This window comes from Pseudomonas mandelii (assembly GCF_024138395.1).
Taxonomy (GTDB): domain Bacteria; phylum Pseudomonadota; class Gammaproteobacteria; order Pseudomonadales; family Pseudomonadaceae; genus Aquipseudomonas; species Aquipseudomonas mandelii_E.
Genome location: NZ_JAMYDU010000007.1, coordinates 139,666 through 165,880, shown reverse-complemented (window position 1 = coordinate 165,880; position 26,215 = coordinate 139,666). Strand labels below are relative to the sequence as shown.

Here is a 26,215-nt window from a genome sequence, read left to right as displayed (position 1 = left end):
TGCGACTATTGGCTTGGGCCAGGCAAATCAAAATTGGCAGACTTTACCCAATCTGTAGCAGCTGCCGAGCCCGCGAGGCTGCGTTCGAGGGCGAAGTCCTCGCATATGCGGGGTACACGGTCCTCCTGAAAGAACCAGTTGCCTGATTTTACGACTGCTTCGCAGCCGGACGCAGGCTTCGCCAGCTGCTACAAGGCGAGCGGTGCAGGCAGTCAATACCGAGTTGATTGAATTGCACTGGCAGGTCGGGGCTTACATCAGCCGGAAGATCGAAGCGGCGGAGTGGGGGATGGAGTGGTCGCTCAGCTGGCTACTCACCTCGCGCGTACTCAGCCGGGATTGCGTGGTTTTACCAGGGCTAATCTCTTTCGCATGCGCAAGTTTTACGAGGCATACAGGCATGAGGCAATTGTCGCAGCACTGCTGCGACAATTGCCCTGGACCCAAAACCTGATCATTCTCAACCAAAGCAAACGCCCGGAAGAGCGTGAGTTTTACCTGCGCATGGCGATTCAGGAAGTGGTCGAGCCGGGAGTTGGAGCGCCAATTCAAAGCCGCATTATTCGAGCGTAGCGTCATCAGTCCCCTAAAAGTCTCACCACTGGTGAGACAAATGCATCCCGAAGCCTTGAGCGTGTTCAAGGACACCTACATGGTCGAGTTTCTCGATTTGGCGCACGGTCATGTCGAGGCTGATTTGCATGGCGGGTTACTGCGCAGGCTCAGGGATTTTCTGATCGAGCTGGGGCGTGACTTTTGTTTCATTGGTTCTCAATCCGTTGCAGGTTGGCGGTCGTGATTTTGCGTTGGACCTGCTGTTCTTCCATCGCGGGCTCAATTGCCTGGTGGCGATTGAGCTCAAGGTCGGGCGCTTCGAGCCAGAATACCTCGGCAAGCTGGACTTCTATCTTGAAGCTTTGGATCGCAATGTCCGCAAACCCCATGAAAACCCGGCGCTTGGGGGTCTTGCTGTGCGCCAGCAAAGATGACGAAGTCGTCGAGTACGCCCTGAACCGTTCACTTTCACCGGCATTGATCGCGGAATATCAGACTCAACTGCCTGACAAGAAACTGTTGCAGGCCAAGTTGCATGAGTTTTATGCGCTGAATGCTGACGAGTAAACCAGCGGTTATATTTGAGGGTGTTCTTGCGGGCCTCATCGAGGGCAAGCCCGCTCCCACAGTGATCGGTGTCGTTCACAAATCTTTTGGTCAAAGCAGATACCTGTGGGAGCGGGCTTGCCCGCGATGAGGCCAGTCATTCCAGCACAAAACCAAAGTGAGATTAAGTCTCGCCCAGAGCCCAGTCAGCGATGTAGATAACGTGTTTCCTTTCCGACGATCAGCCCACAGTTTCGTCTCGCCAACGGAGAAACCTGCCGCAAAGCGTTGTCGTATCAGCAGCAGGCATATCGCCTTCAATTGCAGAGGAAGTGAAATGAGCGCGAGACCCATGCTGGGCGTGTGGATGTTGGCTGCGATGGGCTCAGTCATGTTGACGCCGGCGTCAGCGGATCACTGGCGAGGCGGGCGCGAAGGGGGCGAGTGGAAGGACGAGTACTGGGACGGGCCATGCAAGGTAAAGATCGAATCCAAAAACGATGAATACAAGGAAGAGATCAAATGCCCGAATGGCCGCGGCGCCAGTTGGCGTCGTGGCGAGTGGAAAGACGAATACCGGGAGCGTGGCTGCAAGGTCAAGATCGAAGCCAAGCGGGATGAGTACAAGAAAGAGGTCAAATGCGACGACGATTGATCGGTTGTTCGGGCTACGCTGTTCTCGCATGACTGATGTTAATCAATGACTGCAACAGGAGGACCGCATCATGAAAGCCTTGCTCAGAAGCATCGGACTGTCATCGCTGTTGGTGGCCACTGCGGCGTTCGCTCATCACGGCTGGAGTGAATACGACTCCAGCAACTCCATGCAGCTGAACGGAACCATCGAGGAATCCGGTTATTCCCATCCGCACGGGCTCTTGCGTCTCAAAACAGCCGACAAGACGTGGGTCATCGTTCTGGCCCCGCCATCGCGGATGGAGAACCGTGGGCTGTCGAAGGACATGCTGAATGTCGGTACGACGGCTACTGTGGTCGGCTATCCGAATCGAAACAAACCTGAAGAACTGCGAGCCGAACGCATCACCATCGGCGATAAAACCACCGAGTTGCGCTGATGGACACCACAAGTGCCCGCGCGGGAACAGGTCCGGACAGCTGGCTGGACTGTCTGGATGACTCGCGGCTTGGGCTGGCCATGCGCGGCGAGCTGTGGCTGTACCCGATCGTCGAGGTGGTTCATATCATTGGCTTCGTGGTGCTTGTGGGCTCGGTCTTCATGTTCGATCTGCGGGTGCTTGGGCTGTCCAAGGACATTGCGGTGACGGCCCTGGCTCGCCATCTGCTGAGATGGTCCCTCGCTGCCCTGCTATTGATCGTGCCGGCTGGGCTGATGATGTTTACCGCCCATCCCCATGACTTCGCTACCAATAATATTTTCATTTTGAAACTGAGCCTGATAGCTACGGCGGGGGTCAATGCAGCGCTTTTCCACGTGGGTGTATACCGTTCAGTCAGCCGATGGAACACAGGCGTCGCGGCACCGGCCATTGCAAAAGTGCAGGCAGTGCTTTCGATGGGGTTATGGGTCACCGTGGTGTTTTGCGGCCGTCTATTGGCCTACACCTGACTCACAACGCAGCACCCAGCATCTTTAGATAAAGAGGGCTCTCGGATATCGAATTGTGGCCCGTGCCCGGTATCACCTGCAGCGTGGCCACGCCCTTGGCGAAATGCATGTAGAGCCGTTCCGTGCTTGAGCGCGGTATGACTTCGTCGTGCTCGGCGGCGATCAACAGCGTCGGTATGGTGATGTGTGCGGCGTATTTCCACGATTCGTATTTGTCCTGAAGCAGCCACTTCACCGGGAACCAGCGGAACTGGCGTACGGCGAGGTCTTCAAGGCTGCTGTAAGGCGATATCAGAATCAGCCGCGAAGCCGGGCGCTGGCTGGCGAGGCGCACGGCGACGCCCGAGCCCAGGCTGCGACCCACCACGGCGATGGAGGGATGGGTGTTGTAGACCATGTCGAACAGGGTCATGGCATCGCGCTGAATCGCTTCCTCGGACGGCGACCCGGAACTGCCACCGTAGCCTCGGTAATGCAGCAAGTAGATCGCATGATCCGCAAAGGCTTGCGAGAAGTCGGGCAGATTACGGGAAACGTCTTCGGCATTGCCGCCGAAGTAGATCAACGCCTTCGGGCCGTCGTGCGGCCTGACGGTCACCCGCACCTGTGCATCGGCGACTTGCAGCGTCAGCAGTGTTTCGGGCGCGTCGATGGCGCGTGGCTGCGGGTAGTAGATCAGGGCGCGCTGAAACACGAACAGCGCCGCGCAGAGCATCAGATACGCAACGGCAACGAATGCGAAGAGAGACATCAGGGTTCGCGACATTCGGCTAAGTTTAGTGGACGACATGGACTGCTCTGGCCTGACGACGGCTATCGCTTGAGCGCTGTCAGAGTGTAGTACATCGATAGTTGCCATACGGGGAGCGCACCGATGCCTGAGGTTCGACGCTTGTATCCGGGCGATGCGCCATGACAGCCACCGGCGCGCTGAAATGGGTCAAGGTTCTGCCGTCCGAACGAACGGCCCTGATGCTGGGTTTCGCCTTCCATTTCTGCGTGCTCGCCAGTTATTACCTGGTGCGACCCTTGCGCGACGCCTTGGGCCTGGAGGGCGGTGCCGACAAGTTGCAGTGGCTGTTCACCGCCACTTTTGTGGTGATGCTGGTGATGGTGCCGCTGTTCGGCGCGCTGGTTTCGCGGCTGCCTGCCATGCGTTTCGTGCCGTTGATTTATCGCGTGATTGCTTTGTCGATGCTGGTGTTTGGTGTGCTGATCGCCAATCACATTGCGCCGGTGGCGGTGGGGCGGGTGTTTTTCGTCTGGATCAGCATCTACAACCTGTTCATCGTGTCGATTTTCTGGAGCGTGCTGGTCGACCGCTTTTCCAGCGAGCAAGGGCGGCGGCTGTTCGGTTTCATTGCGGCGGGCGGCACCCTGGGCACGTTCATCGGGCCGTTGCTGGCGGCGACCATGGCCACGAATCTTGGGCCGGTGGCGTTGACCATTGCGGCGGCCGTGTTGCTGGAATGTGCGGTGCGTTGCTATCGGGCGCTGTTGTCGCGCACAGCGTCGCAGTCCGGCAGCCACTGGCTGGATGAGCGGCGCATGGGCGGCAGCATGCTGGCCGGGATCACGCTGATCCTGCGCTCGCGCTATCTGATGGGGCTGGTGCTGTTCATGCTGTTGCACACCAGTGCCGCGACCTTGCTGTATTTCGAACAGGGACGGATTGTGGCTGGCAGCTATGCTGATGTGGCCAGCAGGACGCAATTCTTCGCTGTGGTCGATTTGATCGTGTCGGCGCTGACGTTGCTATTTCAACTGCTGTTGACCGCGCCGTTGATCCGCCTGATCGGTATCGGCGGGGCGCTGGTGGCATTGCCGTTGGCGACGATTGTGGCGTTCAGCGCCATGGCCTTGGCGCCCGTGCCTGCAACCGTCGCGCTGGCGCAAGGGCTGCGTCGCGCCGTCGAGTTCGCCATCGTGCGCCCGGCGCGAGAAGTGCTGTGGACGGTGGTGAGCCGCGAGGAAAAGTACAAGGCCAAGAATGTGATCGAAACCCTGGTGTATCGCGGCGGCGATGCCGCCAGTGGCTGGCTCTCCGCCGGGTTGACGGCGCTGGGCGCGGGGTTTGGGCTGGTGGCGGTGATGATTGTGCCGTTCGCCGGGCTGTGGGGCTGGTTATGCCTGTGGCTGGCCAGACGACAGGAGCAAAAGGCGACCATGAATGAACAGTCAGGGGGAATTCCATGACCGATCCTGCTGTCTTCACGCGTAGAAGACTACTCACGCTGGCTGCCGGTGTTTCGGCGGTCTTCACCTTCGATCCGGCCTTTGCTGCATCGGCGCCGTCGACGGAAACAGGAGGCAAGAACATGCTGACCCGAGCCATTCCTTCCAGCAACGAGCCGTTACCCATGGTCGGGTTGGGCACCTATCGCGGCTTTGATGTCGCGCCTTCCGACGCTGCCTACAAGCAGCTGCCCGCCGTGCTCATCGCGTTGTTCGAGAAGGGCGGCACGGTGATCGACAGCTCGCCGATGTATGGTCGCGCCGAGCAGACGACCGGTGAATTGCTGTCGATCCATCGACCTCGTTCGCCTGCGTTTCTGGCCACCAAGGTCTGGACCCGTGGTCGCGAAGAAGGCATCGCGCAGATGGAACAGTCGTTCAAGCTGCTGCAGACCGACCGTATCGATCTGATGCAGATTCACAACCTGCTGGACTGGAAAACCCACCTGCCCACCCTGCGCGAATGGAAGGCAGAAGGGCGCATCCGCTACATCGGCATCACCCATTACACCGCGTCGGCCTATGACGAAGTGGAGGCCGTGTTGAAAGCCGAGCCGATGGACTTTTTGCAGATCAACTATGCCCTGGACGACCGTGGTGTCGAGAAGCGAATCCTGCCGCTGTGTCGCGAGCGCGGTGTGGCGGTGATCTGTAATCGGCCTTTCGGCGGCGGCAGTTTGCTCGCTCGATTGAAAGGCACACCGCTGCCGGGATGGGCCGCGCAAGTGGGGGTCAGCAGTTGGGCGCAACTGGCGCTCAAGTTCCTGCTGGCTCATCCGGCGGTGACCTGTGTCATCCCCGGCACGAGTAACCCGCGTTACATGGCGGAAAACGCCGGTGCCGGTTTCGGCCCGATGCTGACGGATGCGCAGCGCCAACAGTTGATGGCCTTGGTGGGGTAGTCGTGTTGGCAGGTTTCGTTAGGCCGCAACGTAATCTGTAGCAGCTGCCGAAGGCTGCGTTCGGCTGCGAAGCAGTCGTAAACCCTGAATGCGCAGTGTGCCTGACGGACTGCGGTGCCTGATTTTACGACTGCTGCGCAGCCGAACGCAGGCTTCGCCAGCTGCTACAAGGGAGCGCGTCGCTGCTGAAAAGGCTTAACTGACTGACATTCCAGCGGTCGGCATCGCGTCGGCAGTCTCCAGCGGAATCTCCAGAGTGAAAACCGCGCCATGGCCCGGTCCATCGCTATGGACACGCAGGTGCCCGTTCATCTCTACCGCCGCGAGCGCGCAACTGTGCAGGCCAAAACCATGACCTTCCTTGCGCGTGGTGAAACCGTGATTGAAGATGCGGGTGATGTTCTCGGCAGCGATCCCTTCGCCCTGATCTTCTACGCTGAGGCGCAGTGTTACGTTATCGATAACCTTGATGCCCAGCGTCATATGCCGCTGATGGTCGCTGACCTTGGACATCGCATATTTGGCATTGCTGATCAGATTGATCAGGATCAACAGCAGCCGGTGTTTGTCGCCGATGATCGTTGGCGTGTCCTGATAGTCCTTGGTGACGACGACATGGTGCCGGCTCAAGGCGCCGGAATTCATGCGCAACGCATCCTCGAACAGATCGACGACGTTCAACGGCTCGACCAGCCTGGCCGCGCCGGCATAGGCCTGTTGAGTGGAAACGATGTCCTTGATGTGATCGATGCTTTTGGTGAGTTGTGACAGTTCGTCGACGATGCTCGCCTGCTCGGTCGCGATGGAGTCGACCAGTTGATTGAGGTAACCGCGAAGCAGTTTGCCTTTGTCATCGAAGGTCATGAACTGCCCCAAGTCTTCGGCATGTTCGTTCATCATGTTTACCGCTTTGCCCAATCCAAGGGTTTTGCTCATCGCCAATTTGCGGGTGATCAAATCTGCCGAGACGTTAACGCTGTTCAGCACATTGCCGACATTGTGCAGCACATTGGTTGCGATCTCCGCCATGCCGGCCATGCGCGCGGCATCGACCAGTTCACGTTCGGCCTCGATCAACTCGCGGGTGCGCTCCTCGACGCGTTGCTCCAGTCGCTCGTTTGCCGTTTGCAACTCGTTGTTCATCTTGTTGATCACGGCATAACTGCGAACCAGCCGGGCCGCCAGGTACAACAACAGCAGCGCCATGATGCCGGCGCATATCCCGAGATAAAGGTGATATTGGCGGTCTGTCGCGCCGGTGCGCCGTTGGGTCTCGTTCAATAATTCGTTGATGCTGTCCAGTTGCTGTGCGACCGGAATCACACTGATGCGATCGAGCAGGTCATTGACGATTGGCTGCTCTCGAACGATGGCGTTTACATGCTCGACAAATGCAGTGAAAGGCAGGCGTCGTTCTGGTGGCAGTTGCTCGACGTATTCACTGAGTTCATTTAGCTGATGGGCGATCTCTTCAGCTTTGTCACGGGATACATAGAGCGCGTATTCGAGTGTTGTCAACGTAATATCGAACACCTGGGCGGACGCCGTTACAAGCTCCAATGGCTGTTTGTCGCTGAGGTCTTTCAGCGATGCCTGAATGTCATCTTCGATCTCAGGCAAGGCATCCAGTGAAGTTCGCAACATGGTGTTGTGCTGTTTGAATTGCTCAACCAATCGGGTTTTGTTTTCCAGTGCATCCAGATAACCCTGCCGTCGAGATTGCCAAAGGGTCGAAAGTGGGCCGGTAGCATTGAGGTTGTCGAGTTGTTCCCATCGCGGCTCTGCTTCAGGATGCGCCACCAGAAGCAGGTTGTTGTTCATGCCGATTTTTGCTCTTAGAATCTTCACGTTCCAATTGGCATCGAACTGCTTGAGTTGGCGAACGAAGTCGCGCGACTCGAAGTAGGTCGATGTGTCGTAGGAATAGGATTTGATCAGCAAAAATATCAGTACGCTGAAAAGGGTCAGCGCAATGACGCCCAGGGCAGTCCATTTGTAATGATTGGAACGCTTCATTGCGACATTCCTCCCTGGGCCATCCTGAGCGAGAGGTCTTGCCAACGGTTAATGATTTCCATTTTTGCGCTCCCTGCAAAATGGCGATAATCACCACATTGTTTGTAAGCCTAGCGTTGTTGGCGGACAGCGTCGGAAAAACACTGAATGAACTCCCCTCCCACAATCGATCACGGTCACGGTAGCGGTAATGCCGGGGCTGGTTTCAGCGGCAGCAGAGGCGGAAATTCCTCGGGTGTGAGTGTTTCCTTTTCCAACAACAGGCGGGCCCCCTCATCCAGGTCTGCCCGGCGACTTTCCAGCAATGCCTTGGCCCGTTGATAGGCTTCATCGAGCAGGGCGCGAATACCCAGGTCGATTTCCCGGGCGGTCTGTTCCGAATAATCCTTCTCGCCCACCGTGGCCATGCGATCTCCCAGGTACGTTGCGTTTTGCCGCTCCAGCACCGACTGCCCGAGTTCGGCGCTCATGCCGAACCGGGTGATCAATTGCCGGGCGATATCGGTCGCGCGGCCCAGATCATCGGCGGCCCCGGTGGAGATCTGGCCAAAGGCAAGGTACTCGGCAGCGCGGCCGGCCATCAGCACCACAATCCGGTCTTTGAGCGTCTGGCAACTGATGACGAAATGATCCTCGGTCGGTCGCTGCAGGGTATAGCCGAGCGAGCCGATGGCGCGGGGCACGATCGACACTTTATGTACCGGGTCCATCGCCGGCAGCGTGCTGGCGGCCAAGGCATGCCCCATTTCGTGATAGGCCACCACCCGGCGCTCCTCGGGATCGAGCAGGCTGCTCTTGCGTTCGAGCCCCGCGATAAGGCGTTCTACCGCCGCGGTGAAGTCGTTCAGGTTGATCGCCTCGGCACCGCGCCGGGTGGCGACGATGGCCGCTTCGTTCACCAGGTTGGCCAGATCGGCGCCGGTGAAACCGGTGGTGATTTCAGCGATACGCGCGCCATCGAGCCCTGGCTCTACGGTGACTTTCTGCAAATGAACTTTAAGGATCGCTTCCCGCCCTTTGCGATCGGGACGGTCGATCAGAATCTGCCGGTCGAAGCGGCCAGCCCGCAACAGCGCCGGATCGAGGACCTCCGGCCGGTTGGTCGCGGCCAGCAACACGACGCCCTCACGGGGATCGAAGCCGTCCAGTTCGGCCAGCAACTGGTTGAGGGTCTGTTCTTTTTCGTCATTGCCACCCAGCGTACCGACGCCGCGCATCTTGCCCAGCGCGTCGAGTTCATCGATGAAGATGATGCAGGGCGCCGCTTGGCGTGCCTGTTCGAACAGGTCGCGTACCCGGGCAGCCCCGACCCCGACGAACATCTCGACGAACTCGGACCCCGAGATCGAGAAGAACGGCACACCGGCTTCACCGGCGATGGCTTTGGCCACCAGCGTCTTGCCGGTGCCGGGCGGGCCGACCAGCAAGGTGCCCTTGGGAATGTGCGCGCCCAAGCGTTCATATCGGGCCGTGTCCTTGAGGAACGAGACGATTTCCACCAGTTCAGCCTTGGCTTCGTCGATGCCCGCGACATCGGCGAAGGTCACCCCGGTGTCGCGCTCGACAAAGACCCTGGCCCGGGACTTGCCGACATTCATCAGCCCGCCAAGGCCTTGTTTGTCCGCCATCCCGCGCAACAGGAAACTCCAGAACACCATGATCAGAATAAACGGCAACAACCAGCCCAACAGGCTGCTCATAAAGGTGTTTTCGGTGGTTCCGGTAAAACCGACGCCCGATTGAGACAGTTCGGTCGCCAGCGCCGGATCGACCCGCACCGTGGAGAACCGGTCGCGTCCGTCAATGGGCTCTTGCAACTTGCCGCTGATCTGGTCTTTATCGACCTGTAAATCACTGACTTTTTGCTCGTTCAACAACTGCAGGAATTGGCTGTAGGGGAGAGGCTGCACCGCTTGGCGCTCGCCAAAAAATATCTGCATGAGGCTCAGCACGATAAAAGCGATCGCGAAGTAGGACAGGTTCCACTGTTCGTTCTTTTTCATGGCCTTGGCTCAGCGTGAGAACGCAGGGGCGTTCATAACGAGCGCGCCCCTGATGCCGTGTAGCAGCTGGCGAAGCCTGCGTTCGGCTGCGAAGCAGTCGTGAATCCGACTGACGCGGTCTGCCTGACACACTGCAATCTCTGGTTTCACGACTGCTTCGCAGCCGAACGCAGCCTCGCGGGCTCGGCAGCTGCTACAGAGAATATGTTGCGGCAACTGACAGGCATTAGCCGGCCCGCCCGGTTATTTTTTAGACCACATGAAAAAAGCCCCGTGCCGGTTTCCCGACAAGGGGCTTTTTTGTTTCGCGAGGACTGTTCGGATTCAGCTGGATTTGATCTGCACCTTTTTGTCCGCATTCATGGCTTCGGGCTTCTTCGGCAGCGAAATGCTCAGCACGCCTTTGCTGAAATTCGCTTCGATCTTGTCGGCATCAACCCCTTTGGGCAGGCTGAATGCCCGCTGGAAGGAGCCATAGTGACGTTCTGACAGGTGATAGCCCTTTCTTTTCTCTTCCTTGTCCTCTTTCTTTTCACCTTTGATGATCAGATTGCCGTTAGACAATTTGATGTCGATATTTTCCTGATCCATGCCTGGCAATTCAGCGGTGATTTCGAAGCTCTCATCCTTCTCGGTAATGTCCACCGCAGGCAGGCTGCGACCGATAAATTCCCGACTCCAGAACGGTTCGACATCGAACAGTCCACGCCGAAAAGGCGTCAGGGCCGAGCCGCGATTGAAGTCTTCGAACAGGTGATCGACTTGTTGACGCAGTTTTTCCAAGGGCCGCCAAGGGTCTGTTGCCAGCGGTTGCTGATCGGTTTTTTCGTTCTCGTTTTCAGTGCCGGTTTGCACCGGCATTTTTTTCTCGACATTGGCCATTTTTCATTCCTCCTATCGAGTACGACGGTGAACCGGGAACATCTTGGAGGCCGGTCCATCACGACAAATTCAGGCCTTGCCTTAAAAGATTAGTCTTCCTGCGGCCCCCAGGCCGACCAACAGTCGGTTTCTGATGCGAATCGTCTATCTCGAGAACTTGCGCGCACCGACCACGCAAAGGATCACCGCAACGGTCACACCCAACATGCCAAGGCTGACGTGCTCATGCAGCAGCGTGGCCGCGAGCGCCAGGCCAAAAAACGGCTGCAGCAGTTGCAGCTGACCGACGGCGGCAATCCCGCCCTGAGCCAGCCCGCGGTACCAGAACACGAAGCCAAGAAACATGCTGAACAGTGAGACATAAGCCAGGCTGAACCATGCGGTCGGGGTGATTCCCGAGAGCGAAGGCGGGGCCAGGAACCAGGTCAGCGGGATCATGACGGGCAACGACAGCACCAGGGCCCAGGAAATCACCTGCCAGCCGCCCAGTGTTCTCGAAAGCTTCGCCCCTTCGGCATAGCCCAGTCCGCAGGCGAGGATGGCCAGCAACATCAGGATGTCTCCGGCAGGAGAGGCGGTCAGGCCTTGGGAGACGGCAAACCCCACCACCAGCAGGCTTCCCAGCACCGAGAAAACCCAGAAAACCGGCCGCGGACGTTCGCCACCGCGCCAGACCCCGAAGGCTGCGGTGGCCAATGGCAGCAGGCCAACGAAGACGATGGAATGCGCGGACGTCACATATTGCAGCGCCAGCGCCGTCAGCAGCGGAAACCCCAATACAACGCCCAGAGCCACGATTGCCAGAGAAACAAGCTGACTTTTGGCCGGCCGTTTCTCGTTGAAAAGCAGCAGCATGCACAGCGCCAGAAGGGCTGCGATACTGGCCCGGGCAACCGTCAAAAAGATCGGGTCAAATTCCAGAACGGCCACCCGTGTCGCGGGCAGCGAGCCGCTGAAAATGAGCACGCCAATGAACCCGTTGAGCCAGCCGCTCGCGGTCTTTTCCGTGGTGTGGGTTTGCAGGTTCGATGTGCGTTCCATTGAGGATCCCCTTTATGCAGGTTGCATGGGAGGCATCGTATGGACGAAACTCAATACAATCAAAATATTGTCATGGATACACTTGCGCATGCCTCGTTCACGCTACAAATCACTGGTGGATGCGTTTGCGGCGGATATCCGTTCAGGACGACTGTTGCCGGGCACGCGCTTGCCGCCCCACCGTCAGTTGGCGGCAACCGAAGGGCTGGCTCTGGTGACGGCAACCCGGGTCTATGCGGAGCTGGAAGCCATGGGACTGGTCAGCGGGGAAGCGGGGCGGGGGACGTTCGTCCGGGAAACCTCATGGTCGCCAAACCAGGCAATCGACCAGCATGCGGTTGCCGCTGGCATGACCGACCTGAACTTCAACTATCCGGCGCTTCCCGGGCAGGCAGAGCTATTGAGAAATGCCCTGCGCCAGCTCGCAGCGGCCGGCGATCTGGAATCGCTGCTGCGCTATCAGCCGCATGCGGGGCGCCCGCACGAACGCGCCTCTGTGGCACGCCATTTACAAGTCCGGGGTTTGACGGTTGAGGCGGACCAAGTGCTGATCGTCACCGGTGCCCAGCAGGGGCTGGCCGTGACAATGATGGCGCTGCTGCAACCCGGTGACGTGATTGCGGCGGATGCATTGACCTATTCAGGCTTCAAGGCCCTGGCCGATTCACTGCACCTCGAAATCGTGCCCATTCCGGTGCTCGATCACGGGCCTGATCTGGAGGCGCTGGAAAGCCTGTGCCGGCATAGACGCGTGCGGGCCGTTTACACAATGCCGACCCTGCACAATCCGCTGGGATGGGTGATGAGTGCCGATCAACGCGAGTATCTGGTGACGATTGCGCGCCGGCATGAGCTGCTGATCATCGAGGACGCCGCTTACGCCTTCCTGGCGGAAAATCCGCCCGCACCGCTGGCGGTACTCGCCCCCGAGAGGACGGTTTACGTGTCGGGGCTCTCCAAGAGTGTGGCCACCGGCTTGCGCGTAGGCTTCGTCGTCGCGCCTCTTCAACACGTACCCGCGCTGGAGCGCACGATCAAAGCGACCACCTGGAACACCCCTGGCGTGATGACGGCGATCGCCACTGCATGGCTCGACGACGGCACCGTCATGCAACTGGAAGCTGAAAAGCGTCAGGACGCGCAAGCGAGGCAAGTCGTGGCCGGCGAGGTACTGGCGGGGCTGCGCTGCATTCGCCATCCATCGTCGTATTTTCTGTGGCTGCCATTGTCGGAAGACGCACGGGCCGACCAGATCGCCATGGCGTTGATGCGGGAAAATGTCTCGGTTTCAACTGCTGAACCGTTTGCCACTTCGGCCAACGTCCCGCACGCGTTTCGCCTGGCGCTGGGTTCGGTAGAAATGGGCGCGCTTCGGGAGGCGCTGGAAAAAGTGAAGTGGATGATTGGGGCGTATTCGTAATAAGCCGCTACGCAATCCTTGTAGCAGCTGTCGAGCCCCAGCGAGGCTGCGAAGCAGTCGTGAATCCGGCCAATGCGGTCTGCCTGACGTACCGCAATCTCTGATTTTACGACTGCTTCGCAGCCGAACGCAGCCTCGCTGGGGCTCGACAGCTGCTACAGCCGAACGCAGGCTTCGCCAGCTGCTACAGATCGCATTTATTCCCGCACCTAGCGTAACCAGCAATTATTTGCTTAAGTCCAGCTATCGCAGCCATGTCGGTGTGGTACTTCAATCCCTGAAGGGCGCTTCAACCGGAGAATCCCATGCCCCCTCGATTCCCGCGTTTCGCCGCATTGCTCGCCATCCTCCTGGTCGGCACTTTGCCCAGCGCCCACGCCGTCGAATACACCCAAGTCAACACCACCGCTAGCAAGATATCTTTCACCTATAACCAGTTCGGCTCCAGGGCGTACGGCACCTTCGGCAAGTTCGACGTCACGCTCGATTTCGATACGCAAAACCCCGAATCGGCCCAAGCCAAGATGATCATCGACCTTGCCAGCATCGAAGCCGGGGGCAGCGATGCCAACAATGAGCTGCAAAAACCTGCCTGGTTCAACACGGCGAAGTATCCGGTGGCGACCTTTGAATCGACCGGGGTGGAAGCACTGGGCGACCAACGCTACTTGATCACCGGCAACCTCACGCTCAGGGGCATGACGCGCGAGTTGCAGGTGAAGGTGCAGTTGAAGCCGGAACATGCCATCGGGATCTTCGATGGCGACATCGTTGTGAAACGCAGCGACTTCAATATCGGGGAAGGGGAGTGGGGCGACAAGGTTGTCTCCAACGACATCAGCATCCGCTTTCGCATCGTCGCGCCCGAGCAGTGATTTTCCTGTAGGGGGCTCGATCTGTGACAATAGCGGGGCTGATGCTCAGTAAGCCTTAACCCGGAGTCAGAAACGCAATGCCCCAGCTCACCCACTTTGCCACTCCGTGCCCGGAGCCCATCAACAGCCAGATCCTGCAGATGGTCGTCGACAATTTAACCGACATCAGCATGGTGGGCATCGCGCCGAGCAACCCGTTGTACAACGTGTATCAATACGCGGTGGGTTATGAGGTTCATCTCTACCTCGAAGCGCTTGGTGGCGCCAAAAGCATCGCTGTCGAACTGATCGTCGCAATGGACGATGAAGACCCTGAAAAGGTCATCGGCTTTCTGCTGTACCTGCCAGTCAAAGACGATCCAGAAGCGTGCGGTGTGGCGTATATGGCGGTGCAGGCCGGCCATCGGCGGCGCGGCGTCGCCCGGGCGATGCTGCAAGACATGCTCGTCCGCTACCCGCATGCCGAACTGACCTGCACCGTTACCAAGGTGCCCTGGTTCGAATCGATGGGCTTTCAAGTGCTGGGTGTGCGCGGCACTCAAGTGCTGATGAATACCCGTGATCATGGCACCGAAGGTTTGATGGGATTACTGGATGTCACGTCGATCTACAGTTCTTTGGAGGTGCGGCAGATACATACGTACTTGCTGCAAAAACACGGGAAGCGGGCAATGATCGATGCAGAAAAGCAACGTGACCGCCATCTCGACCAAATGACGCGCAACGCGCAGGCGTTTGTGCTGAATCGTTTGGGCGAAAACGCAGTGCGCGGGCCTCGTCCCGTCTAGACTGTTGAGTCCTTTCGGGCGCGCAGGCTGGCCGAGGCGTGATATTCTGTCGCGCTAACTTGGTTTGACTATTCAGTTCGTACGTCCACAGACGTACCGACAGAATCAATGTCGCTCAAGTAGCTGAGCCAATAATGATAAAAATCAGCACATGAGGGACATATAACTGAGGTCGATGGAGTCACGTCGGCCTTGTGTGCCCACCTTCAAATCCTTGTAAGTGCAGAAACCCACGGCACGCTGCCTGCGTACCCGTACACCTGGGTTGCTCATGATTGAGGATCGAAGGCGGATGACGTTTATCATAGGTGCTACAGATGTTTAAAAAACTGAACACGGCCCTGCTGGGGCTGGCTTTGTCGATGGGGATCACGTCCGCTTACGCGGAAGAGGCAAAGAAAGTCGATGTGCTGCTCATTGGCGGCGGCATCATGAGTGCAACGCTGGGTGTCTGGCTCAATGAGCTGGAACCCGGTCTGTCGATGGAAATGGTCGAGCGCCTCGACGGCGTCGCCCAGGAAAGCTCCAACGGCTGGAACAACGCCGGTACCGGTCACTCCGCCCTGGCCGAGTTGAACTACACCCCGGAAGACGATAAGGGCAACGTCCAGATTGCCAAAGCCGTTGAAATCAACGAAGCCTTCCAGATCTCCCGTCAGTTCTGGGCCTGGCAAGTTCAGCAAGGCGTGCTGAAGAACCCGCGTTCGTTCATCAACTCCACTCCGCACATGAGCTTTGTGTGGGGCGATGACAACATCAAATTCCTGAAAAAGCGCTACGAAGCCCTGCAAGCAAGCCCGCTGTTCGCCGGCATGCAGTACTCCGAAGACCCAGCTGTGATCAAGAAGTGGGTTCCGCTGATGATGGAAGGGCGTGACCCGAACCAGAAAGTCGCGGCCACTTGGAGCCCGATCGGCACCGACATGAACTTTGGCGAGATCACCCGCCAGTTCGTCGCGCACCTGCAAACCACACCGAAGTTCGACTTGAAACTGTCTAGCGAAGTGCAAGACATCACCAAGAACGCAGACGGCAGCTGGCGCGTCAGCTACAAAAACCTGAAAGACGGCACCGAAACCGAAACCGACGCCAAGTTCGTCTTCATCGGCGCGGGCGGCGGTGCACTGCACCTGCTGCAGAAGTCCGGCATTCCTGAAGCCCGGGAATACGCAGGCTTCCCGGTCGGCGGCTCGTTCCTCGTGACCGAAAACCCGACCCTGGCCGAACAACACCTGGCCAAGGCCTACGGCAAAGCCTCCGTTGGCGCACCGCCAATGTCGGTTCCGCACCTGGACACCCGCGTGCTGGACGGCAAGCGCGTCATCCTGTTTGGCCCATTCGCGACCTTCAGCACCAAGTTCCTCAAAGAAGGCTCGTACCTGGACCTGCTGACCACCACGACCACACACAACGTGTGGCCAATGACCAAGGTCGGCATCAAGGAATACCCGCTGGTCGAGTACCTTGCAGGCCAACTGATGCTGTCTGACGAAGACCGCCTCAACGCCCTGAAAGAATACTTCCCCAACGCCAAAGCCGAAGACTGGCGCCTGTGGCAAGCCGGCCAACGCGTGCAAATCATCAAGCGTGATGAAGCTGCTGGTGGCGTGCTGAAGTTGGGTACCGAGATTGTTGCTTCTGCTGACGGCACCATTGCTGGTCTGCTGGGCGCATCGCCAGGCGCTTCGACTGCTGCACCGATCATGCTGACCGTGCTGCAGAAAGTGTTCAAGGACAAGGTTGCGACCCCTGCCTGGCAGGAAAAGCTGCGTCAGATCGTGCCGAGCTATGGCACTCAGCTGAACAGCAACCCTGCGAAAGTTGCGGAAGAGTGGGCTTATACCTCCAAGGTATTGCAGCTGACTCCGCCGCCGGTGATTGGTCAGGTAGCGGCTCCGGCTGCTGCTCCGGCTGCTCCGGCTAAAGTGCCGAAGGCTAATGCTGCGACTGATATGGCTTTGTAAGTAGAAGGCTTGTCAAAAGCCCACTGAACCGGTGACGGTCAGTGGGCTTTTTTGTGTCTGGAATTCGATCTTGCAGATTACGAAATGCTAAGGCTGAGGAATTTTTTGTGGCGAGGGGGCTTGTCGGAACGCCGCATCGCCCTGTTGGGCTGCGAAGCAGCCCCAGAAAGGTGAACGATCACTCAACGTCGTACATCAATTCCAAGCTTTTTATCCATTCATTCGTCGCGTTGAATTTTTCGTAATAAATTTCCCTTTCTGCTCCGCTTAAATTAGTAAAAAACGGGGCGAAGTAATTGTCGTTGTAATAGCCCTGAGCGCCTTGCATATCGCCTGCCCACCACGAAGGGTTGTATCCCTCAAACGCTACCCAGGGTGGCGGAACAGCCAGTCTCTCGCTCTGAATGATGCTCAGGAACTCAACGCTGTTCGTAACCATCCGGATCGTTGCGGAATTAAATTCCCCGTGGGATGTGAAATAGATCAGGTGGTGGTTTTCTCGGATGTCGGAATAGCGTTTTACGGGAAGATCGTTGAATGGTTTTTCAGTTTTGAATCCGAAATTCGATCCGATGAGCGCCGAAAAATTATGAACGTCTTCATCGCAGATTAAAAAAGCAGAGTAATAGGCCGAGACATCGAAATCCTCCAAAGAAACCACTTGCGGATAGTCGGTCAGCGGCAGAGTGAGGCATGATAAATGCTCAGTAAAAACTGACTTCAACTCTGGAATGGAGTAACCGACGACTTGCTCTTGCGCACCGCGCCTGACGAAGGTCTTGATGCGACTGAAAATGCTCATTCCCTCTCCTCGATCCTTGAGATTACCAATCAATCTTGGCTGTTTTTGAGCGCTGACAGATACGCATGCTGCTCTGCTATCCACGCCTCCGGGTAGGGCTCCGAGTCCTCTGGGAACTTGGTTCGATACGTTCCGAAACCCAGAAAGTGGTAGTAAATCTGCATCGCTTCAATGTGGGACATAGCCCAGAAAACCCACATACACATTTACTACCAGGCTCGTTCAGGTTCGCGTTGCAACTATCAAAGCCCTTTACCGAGGGGCAAGCCTCTCGGTAAAGGGTTAAGTGATTTACTTGGGTGGAACGAAGTTATCCAGCATTCGATTCACCGCCAGTTCAGCCAGCATGACGACTTGCTGAAGCGCCAGCAGGGTATGGCGCTGGGTGCCCTCTACCAATGCAGCAAGGTCGCTGGCCATGACACTGGCCGAGGCCAGGTTCTCACACGTTTGAACCAGCAAGGCTTCATGGCCGACATCCGGCGCAACCATGTACATGGTACTGGGTTTGCGTGGGGTGTTATTCATGACCGCTGCCGGGTTGAGGTAGAAATTGAGAGCGCGTTCGGCGGCTTCGTGAAATTTTTTTGAATCGTTAGATTCGTAGGGAGATGCCGGATCAGTGTCTGGCGGGTTGGGTGTTACTTTGAACATAGATGAAACTCCTTCCGCAGATTTTAAGGAGCCATCACCCTCGCTACCAAACGAAGGGTGGCGGCCATACGTGGGTTGGTAGACCGGCTGCAGTAGGAAACCCGGCGCTCACAAAGGAGCCCCACGCATGACCACCATATAAACGCGAGTCCAAAACAGAGACTGCATAAGGTGTTGCCATACGGCTACCACAGCGGGCTACCAAACCCGATCACTGTTTTTCAGTGACAGGGAAACGATATAGCCTGCCCCACAGCCGCACAAGCCAGCGGATTCTGGCGCACGCGTAGGCAATGACGCAAGGCGTTGTAGCCGTTAGGACGTAACGGCGGGTGTCTTTAAACACGCATCGTTAAACGTGTGAGCGCTTTCAAAAAAAGGGAAGCGTCTGACATTTTTAGGGTTGTGTTGCGGTGCGGCCGCATCTGCCGCCCGCTTGAAATCCATCCGGGCGTGTGTGCGGTGACGTGGTGTTTAATTGAGGTTTTGGTAGGCGATGCCGGATCAGTCACCGGCGAATGGGTATGACGCTGAACGCTACGTCGGTCCTTTTGAATGGAGCCGTGCAGGGTTGAAAAAAGATGGCAACTGTACGTAGGTAATGGGAGGAAAAAGGGAACTGATATATTTTTCAGAAATGTCATGACTCGCTGGTATGGGCCGATTGCTGACCTTCGTGACAGGCAGCAATCGGCCAAAAGCAGACGTCAGTTTATGGACCGCTGGTATAGATGAGCCAGGTTATCAACGCTGCTAATGGAGAGAGCAAAATCAGGCCGCCGACGACGACTGCCCAGCCCCAGGCGAAACCACTCTCTCCCTTGAAACGGCCGCCACTCAGCAATCGCAGTACATAAACGCCAATGCGATGAGCTACTAAATCAAAAATGAAGTCCATTTGATCCTCGTGTCTCCTGATCGGTTTTCCTAGTCACGTCTGAACGACCGCTTCTGGCCGATTTTTGCCGGTCGCGACTGGCAACCCAAAGCTGGCCGATAGCTGCCTGTCGAACGGCAGCGATCAACCCAAGCAGTTACCCGTTGTGTATACAAGAAAGGACGATAGTAGGTTTCCAAACCTTAAATCCCACACGGGCCGTGCCGGTCGACCGAGCGGGATGGCAGGCGACAATCGGATCTTGCATTGAACGATATGTTCTTGTGACATGCCTAGCGCGTTGAACGCGCTGGTATCCGTGGGGCCAAGGCTGGTTGCGTCGACAAGAATCGAGCGAGATTTTTTGCCAGCGCTGCTGAAGTTGAAAAATTCCCAGTCGCTATGAAATCACGTGTTGTTTATATGGAATCGGCGCTAGCATCAGGGACCAACACAACGAGCAGGGAGTGCCGTAATGCAGATCAATTTTCCTAAAGGTGCGGAATGGAGGGTGTGGGACCTTCAGGTGCACACACCCTTTTCAATTCTGAACAATGGATTTGGCGACGACCTTGAGTATTACGCTCAACAGTTTTTTCGGAAGGCTGTAGAGAAAAATGTAGCTGTGGTAGGGGTGGCGGATTATTTCGTAGTAGATGGTTATAAATATCTACGGGATATTCAGGCCAATGATGAGCTATTGAAGAGGATAGTCGGCGAAGAATTCTACGAAAAAGCAAAGCTGGTTAAGCTCTTTGCCAACGTCGAGCTGCGTACGAGTGTTCTAGTCGACGGAAACCGAGTTAACTATCACGTCATATTCTCTGATGAGGTCTCTCCAGACGAAATCGCGGAGGACTTTTTGGCGCAATTGAGTTTTACAAGTGAAGGTATTGCAGGCGGATTAGACCAGAAAGAGTCGCTAACGCGAAGAAATTTGGAGCGCCTAGGAAAGTCACTTAAAGCACATCATGCTAAATTTGCCGAGCATAGCGACTTATTCGTTGGAATGATGCAGGCTACTATCGATCACACTCAGGTTACTGATGTGATAAGCCGCCAAAAGTCAAAGTTTTCAGATAAGCATTTTTTTTGTGTGCCGTGCGATGAAGACCTATCCAAGGTCAACTGGGATGGGCAAGGGCATCTGACTAGAAAGGTCATGATCCAGAAATCGCATGCGCTAGTATCTAGCAACGCGAAAACTCGAGACTTCGCTCTGGGAACTCTCCATAATTCGGCCGATGAATTTATTGCTGAATTCGGTCAGCCAAAGCCTTGCATTCATAGCTCCGACGCTCATACATATGAAGAGATGTTTGAGCCGGATCAAGATAGATATACCTGGATTAAGGCGGACCCCACATTTAGAGGTTTGCTCCAAGTACTCAATGAGCCAGATAGTCGCGTGTACATTGGCATTTGCCCACCTAGCCTAACTTCCATACGAGGTAGGCCCACAAAGGTCCTAAAAGAGATTTCGATAAGTAAGAAAGTTGGCTCTGCCTATGAAGAAGTTTGGTTCGACGGAGTAACGCCGCTAAATCCTGAATTAATAGCAATCATAGGTAATAAAGGCAGTGGCAAAAGTGCTTTGGCGGACGTGCTAGGCCTGATAGGCAATACCCCAAGACATGAAACCTTTAGTTTCTTATCAACTGAGAGGTTTCGTGACCGTAAAGCTAATAGAGCACGGCATTTTGAAGCGTCAGCTCTGTGGGGCGACGACCAACGTCTGGGACCAGTATCTCTTGATAGCCTACCGCCCGAGGGAGCGGTAGAACTTGTAAAATATATTCCTCAAGATTATTTGGAATCAATATGCAATGAAGTGAGCAAGGGCCGAGGGAGCAAATTTTATGATGAGCTTCAGCACGTAATTTTTTCTCACGTGCCGGTGGCGGAGCAACAAGGATTTTCGACATTAGATCTCTTATTGGATCATAGATCAGAAGAAAACAATAAAACCATCGACCTTCTTGTTGAGCAACTGAAGGGCATCAATAGAGCACTCGCTAGCTGTGAAGGCCAACTTGCAAGCAGTTATAGAAAGCACCTGAAGGAGTTGCTTCTGGCCAAAAAGCGCGAGATCGAAGCTCATGAGTTGTTGCGTCCAGCTGACCAAACCGAGCCCTCTGCTGATCCAGCGAATGCGGAATTAACTGCTGCTGTGTCCACAAAGATAAAAGAGCATCAGGAATCAATTGTTGCGTTGGATAAAGTCATAGCAATCGCTGCGACCTCAACACGTGAAGCCACATCTACAAGGGTCGTAGGGGAGAGGCTCTTAGGGAAAATATCAAATTTAGAAAGACAAGTTTCCGCTGTCGAAGCGGATTCTCGTCAAGATTTGGAAGAACTTGGCTTAAATTGGCAAGAGTTGGTGAAGGTTGAAATAACAAAATTTAAGGTTGAAAGAATCGTAGCAGAAGCTGTAAAAACTGTGAGCGAAATTAACGCCATGCTGGATGAAAATAACCCGGCCAGCCCGAATGTTGCCAAAGCGAAGATCGAGCTGGATATATCGACTCTGGCGCAAGAGCTTAGCGCGCCTGAACGTGCCTACGAGGCATATAAGGCGTCAGTGCGGTTGTGGGAGCAGGAAAAGATAAATTTAGTTGGATCTGTTGACCAGCCTGGTTCGCTGGCTCACATAGAGAATCAGATCGCTTTATTACCGCAGCTTCAGGAGCAAGCAGCTGGCCTGCGTGAGCAACAGATTTTGAAGGCATCGGAAATTTTTTCAGCTAAAGAGGCCTTACGAAACGACTATGGCAAATACTACGGAGCAGTTCAACGATTTCTAGGGGAACATCCCCTTGCACAAAGCCAGCAGTTTAAGCTTGCCTTCAACGTGGCGATTACCGAGCAAAAGTTTTCTGCCCTCTTTTTGAAATATATTAATCAACGGAAAATCGGTAGTTTTTCAGGGAGTGAAGATGGCACTGAGCAACTGAAAAAGCTTATAGAAGTCACTGATTTTGATTTGTTGCCGAGTGTGGTGGATTTCCTGAAGTCCGTGATAATAGCCATACATAGCGACCAGCGAGAGGGAAGAAATGGTGCCGCAGTAGAGTTGGAAGAGCAGCTGGCAGCCGGTATATCCACTAGTGATATATATGATTTTATATTTGGTTTGGGTTATCTTCAGCCGGTTTATAATTTACGCTGGGACGGAAAAACGTTAGAGCAACTTTCCCCTGGTGAGCGCGGCAACTTGCTATTGATATTCTATCTGCTCATTGATCGGGACGATATTCCGCTAATTATCGATCAGCCCGAAGAAAACCTTGACAACAATACTGTCTATAAGATTCTGGTACCCTGTGTGAAAGAGGCCAAGAAGCGGCGCCAAATAATACTGGTTACGCACAATCCAAATCTTGCAGTCGTGTGCGACGCCGAGCAAGTAATTTGTGCTGAAATGCAGAAAGAAGCGGGAAATAAAATCACATATATAAGCGGGTCGATTGAGGATTCTGGTATCAACAAGAAGATTATTGATATTTTAGAGGGTACTAGACCTGCATTTGATAAACGAGATGCTAAATATATCGGTTTGCACTAGGGTTTGACGGATTAGCTCGACATGTTAAATGGGGGCGCATCTCGTTGGTGTGTCAAGAACAAAAAACAATTGGAAAAAAACATGGTTCCGTCAGAATTAGTTGCGCGCATATTTGATCACATCGAAAACGGGGATGTGGATAAGGCTGTACGCGCGAGCCTGCGACTGTCTAGATATCTAAACGACCATATGAGTACGGCTCTTTTTTTGAGAGATCTCATTGAAGACCGCGCTGAAGTATCGCGCGTTCTATACGAGGACGTGTCCCATTTAAAACAGGAAGCCTTCAGCTATTTGATGTCGCAGTCAGCAGAGAGATGGCTGGATTCTAGAACTTTGCCTTTTGGTCCAAACGGCGCGCCGGCAACTGGGGATGACAACAAGAGAGTGCTAATTGTTTCTGTTGGAGACTTCCCAGTTGAGCTTGACCAGTGTGAAAAATCTATCAATGATTTGGCTCTTCCGGCCTCTATGGGAGAATATGACAGCGCTGCATTTACAGATAGATATCAGTCCATCAAAAGTGAGTTTCGGCTGCGTATCAAATCTATCAATATAATTAAAACTCGCGTTCTGAACAAATGCTTAAACTTCGCCATTCAGATAGAGCGTCAATTGGCCATTCAGTCTACGACAAAGAGCTATCTGGAAAAAACGCAAAATGACGTAATGAACTATTTTCGGGCTAGATCAGAGGAGGTTTATCAAAAAATTCATAAGGCGAATCAGCTAATAAGTTCTGACTCGTCAGAAGATCTTTCACTGCTACTAACGCAAGTTAGGAGGGCGCTAAAATCTGTCGCGGATTACTTCTATCCAGCAACTGATAGCGTTGTTAGATGCAATGATGGTGTTGAGCGTAAGATGGGAGATGAACAGTATTTGAATCGGTTGCATGAGTTTATCCATGTCAAATTTAAACGATCAACATCGACAGATCTCCTTCGTGCTGAATTAGATCATCTACTGACATTTGCAAAAAAGCTTAACGATATTGCTTCGAAAGGGGTTCACGCGGATGTCACGCTTGCCGAAGCCCAGCAAGGATATTTAGGTCTTTACATGTTTTTGTTCAATGTAATACAGCGACTTGATGCGAAGCCTCTCGAACGTGCATAGAGTTTTCCTCCAGTGCGCTAGTCGTGTTGATGACGCTCCGTCTTGCAATTTTGACCCTTTGGAAAATGCTGATTACAGACCTAGTCCAAGCGTACCGCGACGTCTATGAGCTGTAATGGCTGCTTTTGGTCGATAGCTGTCTGTCGTGAAGGGCTGCAATCTATAGCGGACCTTGCTGCAAATGATAGCCATAGGCTACTCTCGATCCTGGATAGATACGCTCATAGCTGTCTTCCGAGACATGGCGTCCAACCATATATTCAAGGAGAGAAATGAGTACCGCGAAGATTTCTGAGCCAATTTCAGGTGATAAGACCTACCAAATACGTGCCCGCGCCGCGCTTCCTCTGCTTGTTCGTCAAGCACAGGCGGGTGTCCCAGTTTTTTATTCCGATCTTGCCGAAGAACTGGGGATGCCTAACCCGCGCAACCTTAATTATGTCCTTGGGAGCATTGGCCAATCGTTAGAACGTCTCTCAAAGATATGGGAGGTAAAGGTTCCACCTCTTCAGTGTCTCGTGATCAACAAAAACACCGGCCTGCCAGGAGAGGGCATTGGTTGGTTTCTCGTGAAAAAAGAGGACTTTTCAGCACTTCCGCTTCGCCAGAAGCGTGTCATTGTTGAGGCAGAACTTGCGCACGTTTTTTCCTTTTCTCGATGGGATGAAGTTCTTAAAGCGCTTTCGCTTGAGCCAGTAGCGTGCGACTTTTCACCTGTCTTAAAAAAAGCCAGTGAGGGCTACGGCGCTGGAGAGAGCGAGGATCATAAAGCGCTCAAAGACTATGTTGCATGTAACCCGCGTGTCATCGGGCTCAGCTCTAACATCCCAGCGGGAGTGACCGAACACCGGTTACCATCTGGTGACAGCCTTGACGTCTCGTTCAATAGTAAAGCGGTTTGGGTAGCTGCGGAGGTCAAATCTGCAGTCTCTGCGGAATCTGACATTGTAAGGGGGCTATTCCAATGCGTTAAATACAGAGCTGTTATGGACGCAGTTTTGCTCGCTGAAGCACGCCCTCAAATCGCGAGATCGATCCTTGTGTTGGAATCCACATTTCCTCAATCACTGATACCGCTGAGGAATCTTCTTGGCATTGAGGTTATTGACGGCATCGTACCGCAAACGATCGATCGCGAGTTCGATACTATTAACTCTGCTCAAAGAATTCAAAAAATCGAGCTGGTCAGTCTTGTTTAGACTATGCATCAATTAATGGCTGTCATGGGTGATGCACAAATAGGATCAATTTTAGTAGTGAAAGGGCCGTTATCGGCCAGAAGCGGCCGCACGAAGGCATCTTCTAGGATCGATCAAACTTTAGGCTTCTAGTCAATACACAAGTCTTGCAAACTACTAAAGCTGAGGAATGAATGATGACAAATACACAAACAGAACTTGAAAAACAAATAGATATTATAACTAAATTACTGTCCCTATCAGCAAAAATCGGGCTTCTGACGGGCGGGGGAGCTATTGTTAGCTATCTACTGATTAATGGACACTACCCTCAAGGTGTATCAATTGGGGATGGCCTGCTATTTTTAGTCGCAGCTTTTTGTTTCGGCATCGTTTGCCTTTATTTTTCAGTATCTATTACCGCCGCAGGGATTCTGCTATCACCAATACTTATACCAGCTATAAACTCGATCGCATGGGCTAGAAAAAAACTCGACATAAAAAATAGCGATCCGGCGTTTACCCTTCAAAAAATAAACTTCCCATCAGTTTTTTTTGGCGCCTGCGGAATAGCTACGATTTATTTTCTCGCCCGAAGGAATTTTGTTGAACACATGCCTTTAATTCTGTTACCAGTCTTCCAATATATTATGTATTCCGCCTTTGCGGAGCAAAGCAATAAAATAATGTCAGCACAGCCTCAGCCTAGGACCTCCATTGTTCCCGTCCCGCAGGAAAGCGAAACGCAGTTCAACCTAAAAAAAATAAGGAAGAACAGAGTTATGCTAGCTGGAATTATCTTAATAGTTCCTATTTTTATGGGTGGAGTAACGTCAGACTTGCTAAAAGTCGCAATGAATCTAGCAAAAATCCGCATCGAAAATACAACCATCCTTGTAAAGACGCCATATTCAAACTTATTGCCTAGCCCAAAAGACTCAAAAGTTGAAAACTTCAAAGCTTTTGAGGGTGCCACTGTGATTTTTAGAGGGGTTGGAAATTCAACTCTCATCGAAATGCGATCGGCAGACACAGCCACCAGATTAGAGATTCCAAATGACTCAATAATCATTCAGCGAACTGCAAAAATTAATTTCGGCACAAAAACATGAAAATAAATCTGCCCCTTCTGTTTTTCTATGCAATAGAATCGCAACCGACCGCTTCCGACCCACAGCGCTCATCCTGGCCAACTCATCTGA

21 protein-coding genes and 1 pseudogene are annotated in these 26,215 nt (G+C 54.3%); 14 read left to right on the top strand and 8 right to left on the bottom strand.

Translation table 11 applies throughout. From position 1 onward, the window contains the following. The first annotated feature begins 142 nt into the window (after positions 1–142). The 4 genes and pseudogenes from NHU87_RS14040 to NHU87_RS14025 all read left to right on the top strand — a co-directional run bounded on the left by NHU87_RS14040 (position 143) and on the right by NHU87_RS14025 (position 2,689). Positions 143–1,122: pseudogene (locus tag NHU87_RS14040) on the top strand (PDDEXK nuclease domain-containing protein). Between the two features lie 316 nt (positions 1,123–1,438). Next, on the top strand, positions 1,439–1,756 hold the full coding sequence (locus NHU87_RS14035; protein ID WP_253549324.1) for a hypothetical protein: 318 nt from the start codon (positions 1,439–1,441) through the stop codon (positions 1,754–1,756). A gap of 70 nt (positions 1,757–1,826) precedes the next feature. Further along, on the top strand, positions 1,827–2,177 hold the full coding sequence (locus NHU87_RS14030; protein ID WP_253549321.1) for a DUF6152 family protein: 351 nt from the start codon (positions 1,827–1,829) through the stop codon (positions 2,175–2,177). Beyond that, positions 2,177–2,689: a DUF6644 family protein gene (locus NHU87_RS14025; RefSeq protein ID WP_253549318.1), complete on the top strand. Its 513-nt coding sequence runs from the start codon at positions 2,177–2,179 to the stop codon at positions 2,687–2,689. Before NHU87_RS14030 ends, NHU87_RS14025 begins: the two co-directional genes overlap by 1 nt. A 1-nt stretch (position 2,690) precedes the next feature. Here the strand turns inward: NHU87_RS14025 and NHU87_RS14020 are convergent, their stop codons facing one another. Beyond that, positions 2,691–3,479, bottom strand: a complete 789-nt coding sequence (locus NHU87_RS14020) for an alpha/beta hydrolase (protein ID WP_253549314.1) — start codon at positions 3,477–3,479, stop codon at positions 2,691–2,693. A 122-nt stretch (positions 3,480–3,601) separates the two neighbouring features. Between NHU87_RS14020 and NHU87_RS14015 the strand changes: the two genes are divergently transcribed. After that, positions 3,602–4,885, top strand: coding sequence for an NTP/NDP exchange transporter (locus NHU87_RS14015; RefSeq protein ID WP_253549311.1), 1,284 nt, complete (start codon positions 3,602–3,604; stop codon positions 4,883–4,885). Between the two features lie 122 nt (positions 4,886–5,007). Then, positions 5,008–5,826 (top strand): aldo/keto reductase, encoded by an 819-nt coding sequence (locus NHU87_RS14010; RefSeq protein ID WP_253549554.1) that lies wholly within the window; start codon positions 5,008–5,010, stop codon positions 5,824–5,826. A 195-nt stretch (positions 5,827–6,021) separates the two neighbouring features. Here NHU87_RS14010 and NHU87_RS14005 read toward each other — a convergent pair whose 3' ends face one another. From NHU87_RS14005 to NHU87_RS13990, 4 genes are all read right to left on the bottom strand, one after another. Beyond that, the gene (locus tag NHU87_RS14005) at positions 6,022–7,842 is read right to left on the bottom strand and encodes a DAHL domain-containing protein (RefSeq protein ID WP_253549308.1); all 1,821 of its coding nucleotides are present in this window, start codon (positions 7,840–7,842) and stop codon (positions 6,022–6,024) included. A gap of 176 nt (positions 7,843–8,018) precedes the next feature. Continuing rightward, positions 8,019–9,845 (bottom strand): ATP-dependent zinc metalloprotease FtsH, encoded by a 1,827-nt coding sequence (gene ftsH / locus NHU87_RS14000; protein WP_253549305.1) that lies wholly within the window; start codon positions 9,843–9,845, stop codon positions 8,019–8,021. Between the two features lie 324 nt (positions 9,846–10,169). After that, entirely contained in the window at positions 10,170–10,727 is a 558-nt protein-coding gene (locus NHU87_RS13995) for an Hsp20/alpha crystallin family protein (protein WP_253549302.1), read from the bottom strand. A 144-nt stretch (positions 10,728–10,871) separates the two neighbouring features. Then, on the bottom strand, positions 10,872–11,768 hold the full coding sequence (locus NHU87_RS13990; RefSeq protein WP_253549299.1) for a DMT family transporter: 897 nt from the start codon (positions 11,766–11,768) through the stop codon (positions 10,872–10,874). Positions 11,769–11,856: 88 nt separating this feature from the next. Here NHU87_RS13990 and NHU87_RS13985 point away from each other — a divergent pair, with 88 nt between their 5' ends. The 4 genes from NHU87_RS13985 (at position 11,857) to mqo (ending at position 16,815) form a co-directional block, all read left to right on the top strand. Then, positions 11,857–13,188, top strand: coding sequence for a PLP-dependent aminotransferase family protein (locus tag NHU87_RS13985; RefSeq protein ID WP_253549295.1), 1,332 nt, complete (start codon positions 11,857–11,859; stop codon positions 13,186–13,188). A 305-nt stretch (positions 13,189–13,493) separates the two neighbouring features. Next, positions 13,494–14,063: a YceI family protein gene (locus NHU87_RS13980; RefSeq protein ID WP_253549292.1), complete on the top strand. Its 570-nt coding sequence runs from the start codon at positions 13,494–13,496 to the stop codon at positions 14,061–14,063. Positions 14,064–14,140: 77 nt separating this feature from the next. Beyond that, entirely contained in the window at positions 14,141–14,851 is a 711-nt protein-coding gene (locus tag NHU87_RS13975; RefSeq protein ID WP_253549289.1) for a GNAT family N-acetyltransferase, read from the top strand. Positions 14,852–15,168: 317 nt separating this feature from the next. After that, a complete protein-coding gene (gene mqo / locus NHU87_RS13970) occupies positions 15,169–16,815 on the top strand; it encodes a malate dehydrogenase (quinone) (protein WP_253549286.1) in 1,647 nt (548 codons plus the stop codon). Between the two features lie 178 nt (positions 16,816–16,993). On the opposite strand, the gene NHU87_RS13965 is transcribed toward mqo, so the two are convergent. From NHU87_RS13965 to NHU87_RS13955, 3 genes are all read right to left on the bottom strand, one after another. Next, positions 16,994–17,617, bottom strand: a complete 624-nt coding sequence (locus NHU87_RS13965; RefSeq protein WP_253549283.1) for a hypothetical protein — start codon at positions 17,615–17,617, stop codon at positions 16,994–16,996. A gap of 291 nt (positions 17,618–17,908) precedes the next feature. Further along, positions 17,909–18,271: a DUF6124 family protein gene (locus NHU87_RS13960; RefSeq protein WP_253549280.1), complete on the bottom strand. Its 363-nt coding sequence runs from the start codon at positions 18,269–18,271 to the stop codon at positions 17,909–17,911. Between the two features lie 712 nt (positions 18,272–18,983). Beyond that, complete coding sequence (locus NHU87_RS13955; RefSeq protein WP_253549277.1) at positions 18,984–19,169, bottom strand: hypothetical protein; 186 nt, start codon at positions 19,167–19,169, stop codon at positions 18,984–18,986. 454 nt (positions 19,170–19,623) lie between these two features. On the opposite strand from NHU87_RS13955, the gene NHU87_RS13950 reads away from it, so the two are divergent. The 4 genes from NHU87_RS13950 to NHU87_RS13935 all read left to right on the top strand — a co-directional run bounded on the left by NHU87_RS13950 (position 19,624) and on the right by NHU87_RS13935 (position 26,125). Further along, positions 19,624–22,716 (top strand): TrlF family AAA-like ATPase, encoded by a 3,093-nt coding sequence (locus NHU87_RS13950; RefSeq protein ID WP_253549274.1) that lies wholly within the window; start codon positions 19,624–19,626, stop codon positions 22,714–22,716. A gap of 81 nt (positions 22,717–22,797) precedes the next feature. Then, entirely contained in the window at positions 22,798–23,835 is a 1,038-nt protein-coding gene (locus NHU87_RS13945; RefSeq protein ID WP_253549271.1) for a hypothetical protein, read from the top strand. 272 nt (positions 23,836–24,107) lie between these two features. Continuing rightward, positions 24,108–25,034, top strand: a complete 927-nt coding sequence (locus NHU87_RS13940) for a hypothetical protein (RefSeq protein WP_253549268.1) — start codon at positions 24,108–24,110, stop codon at positions 25,032–25,034. A 176-nt stretch (positions 25,035–25,210) separates the two neighbouring features. Beyond that, positions 25,211–26,125, top strand: coding sequence for a hypothetical protein (locus NHU87_RS13935; RefSeq protein ID WP_253549264.1), 915 nt, complete (start codon positions 25,211–25,213; stop codon positions 26,123–26,125). Positions 26,126–26,215 lie beyond the last annotated feature (90 nt).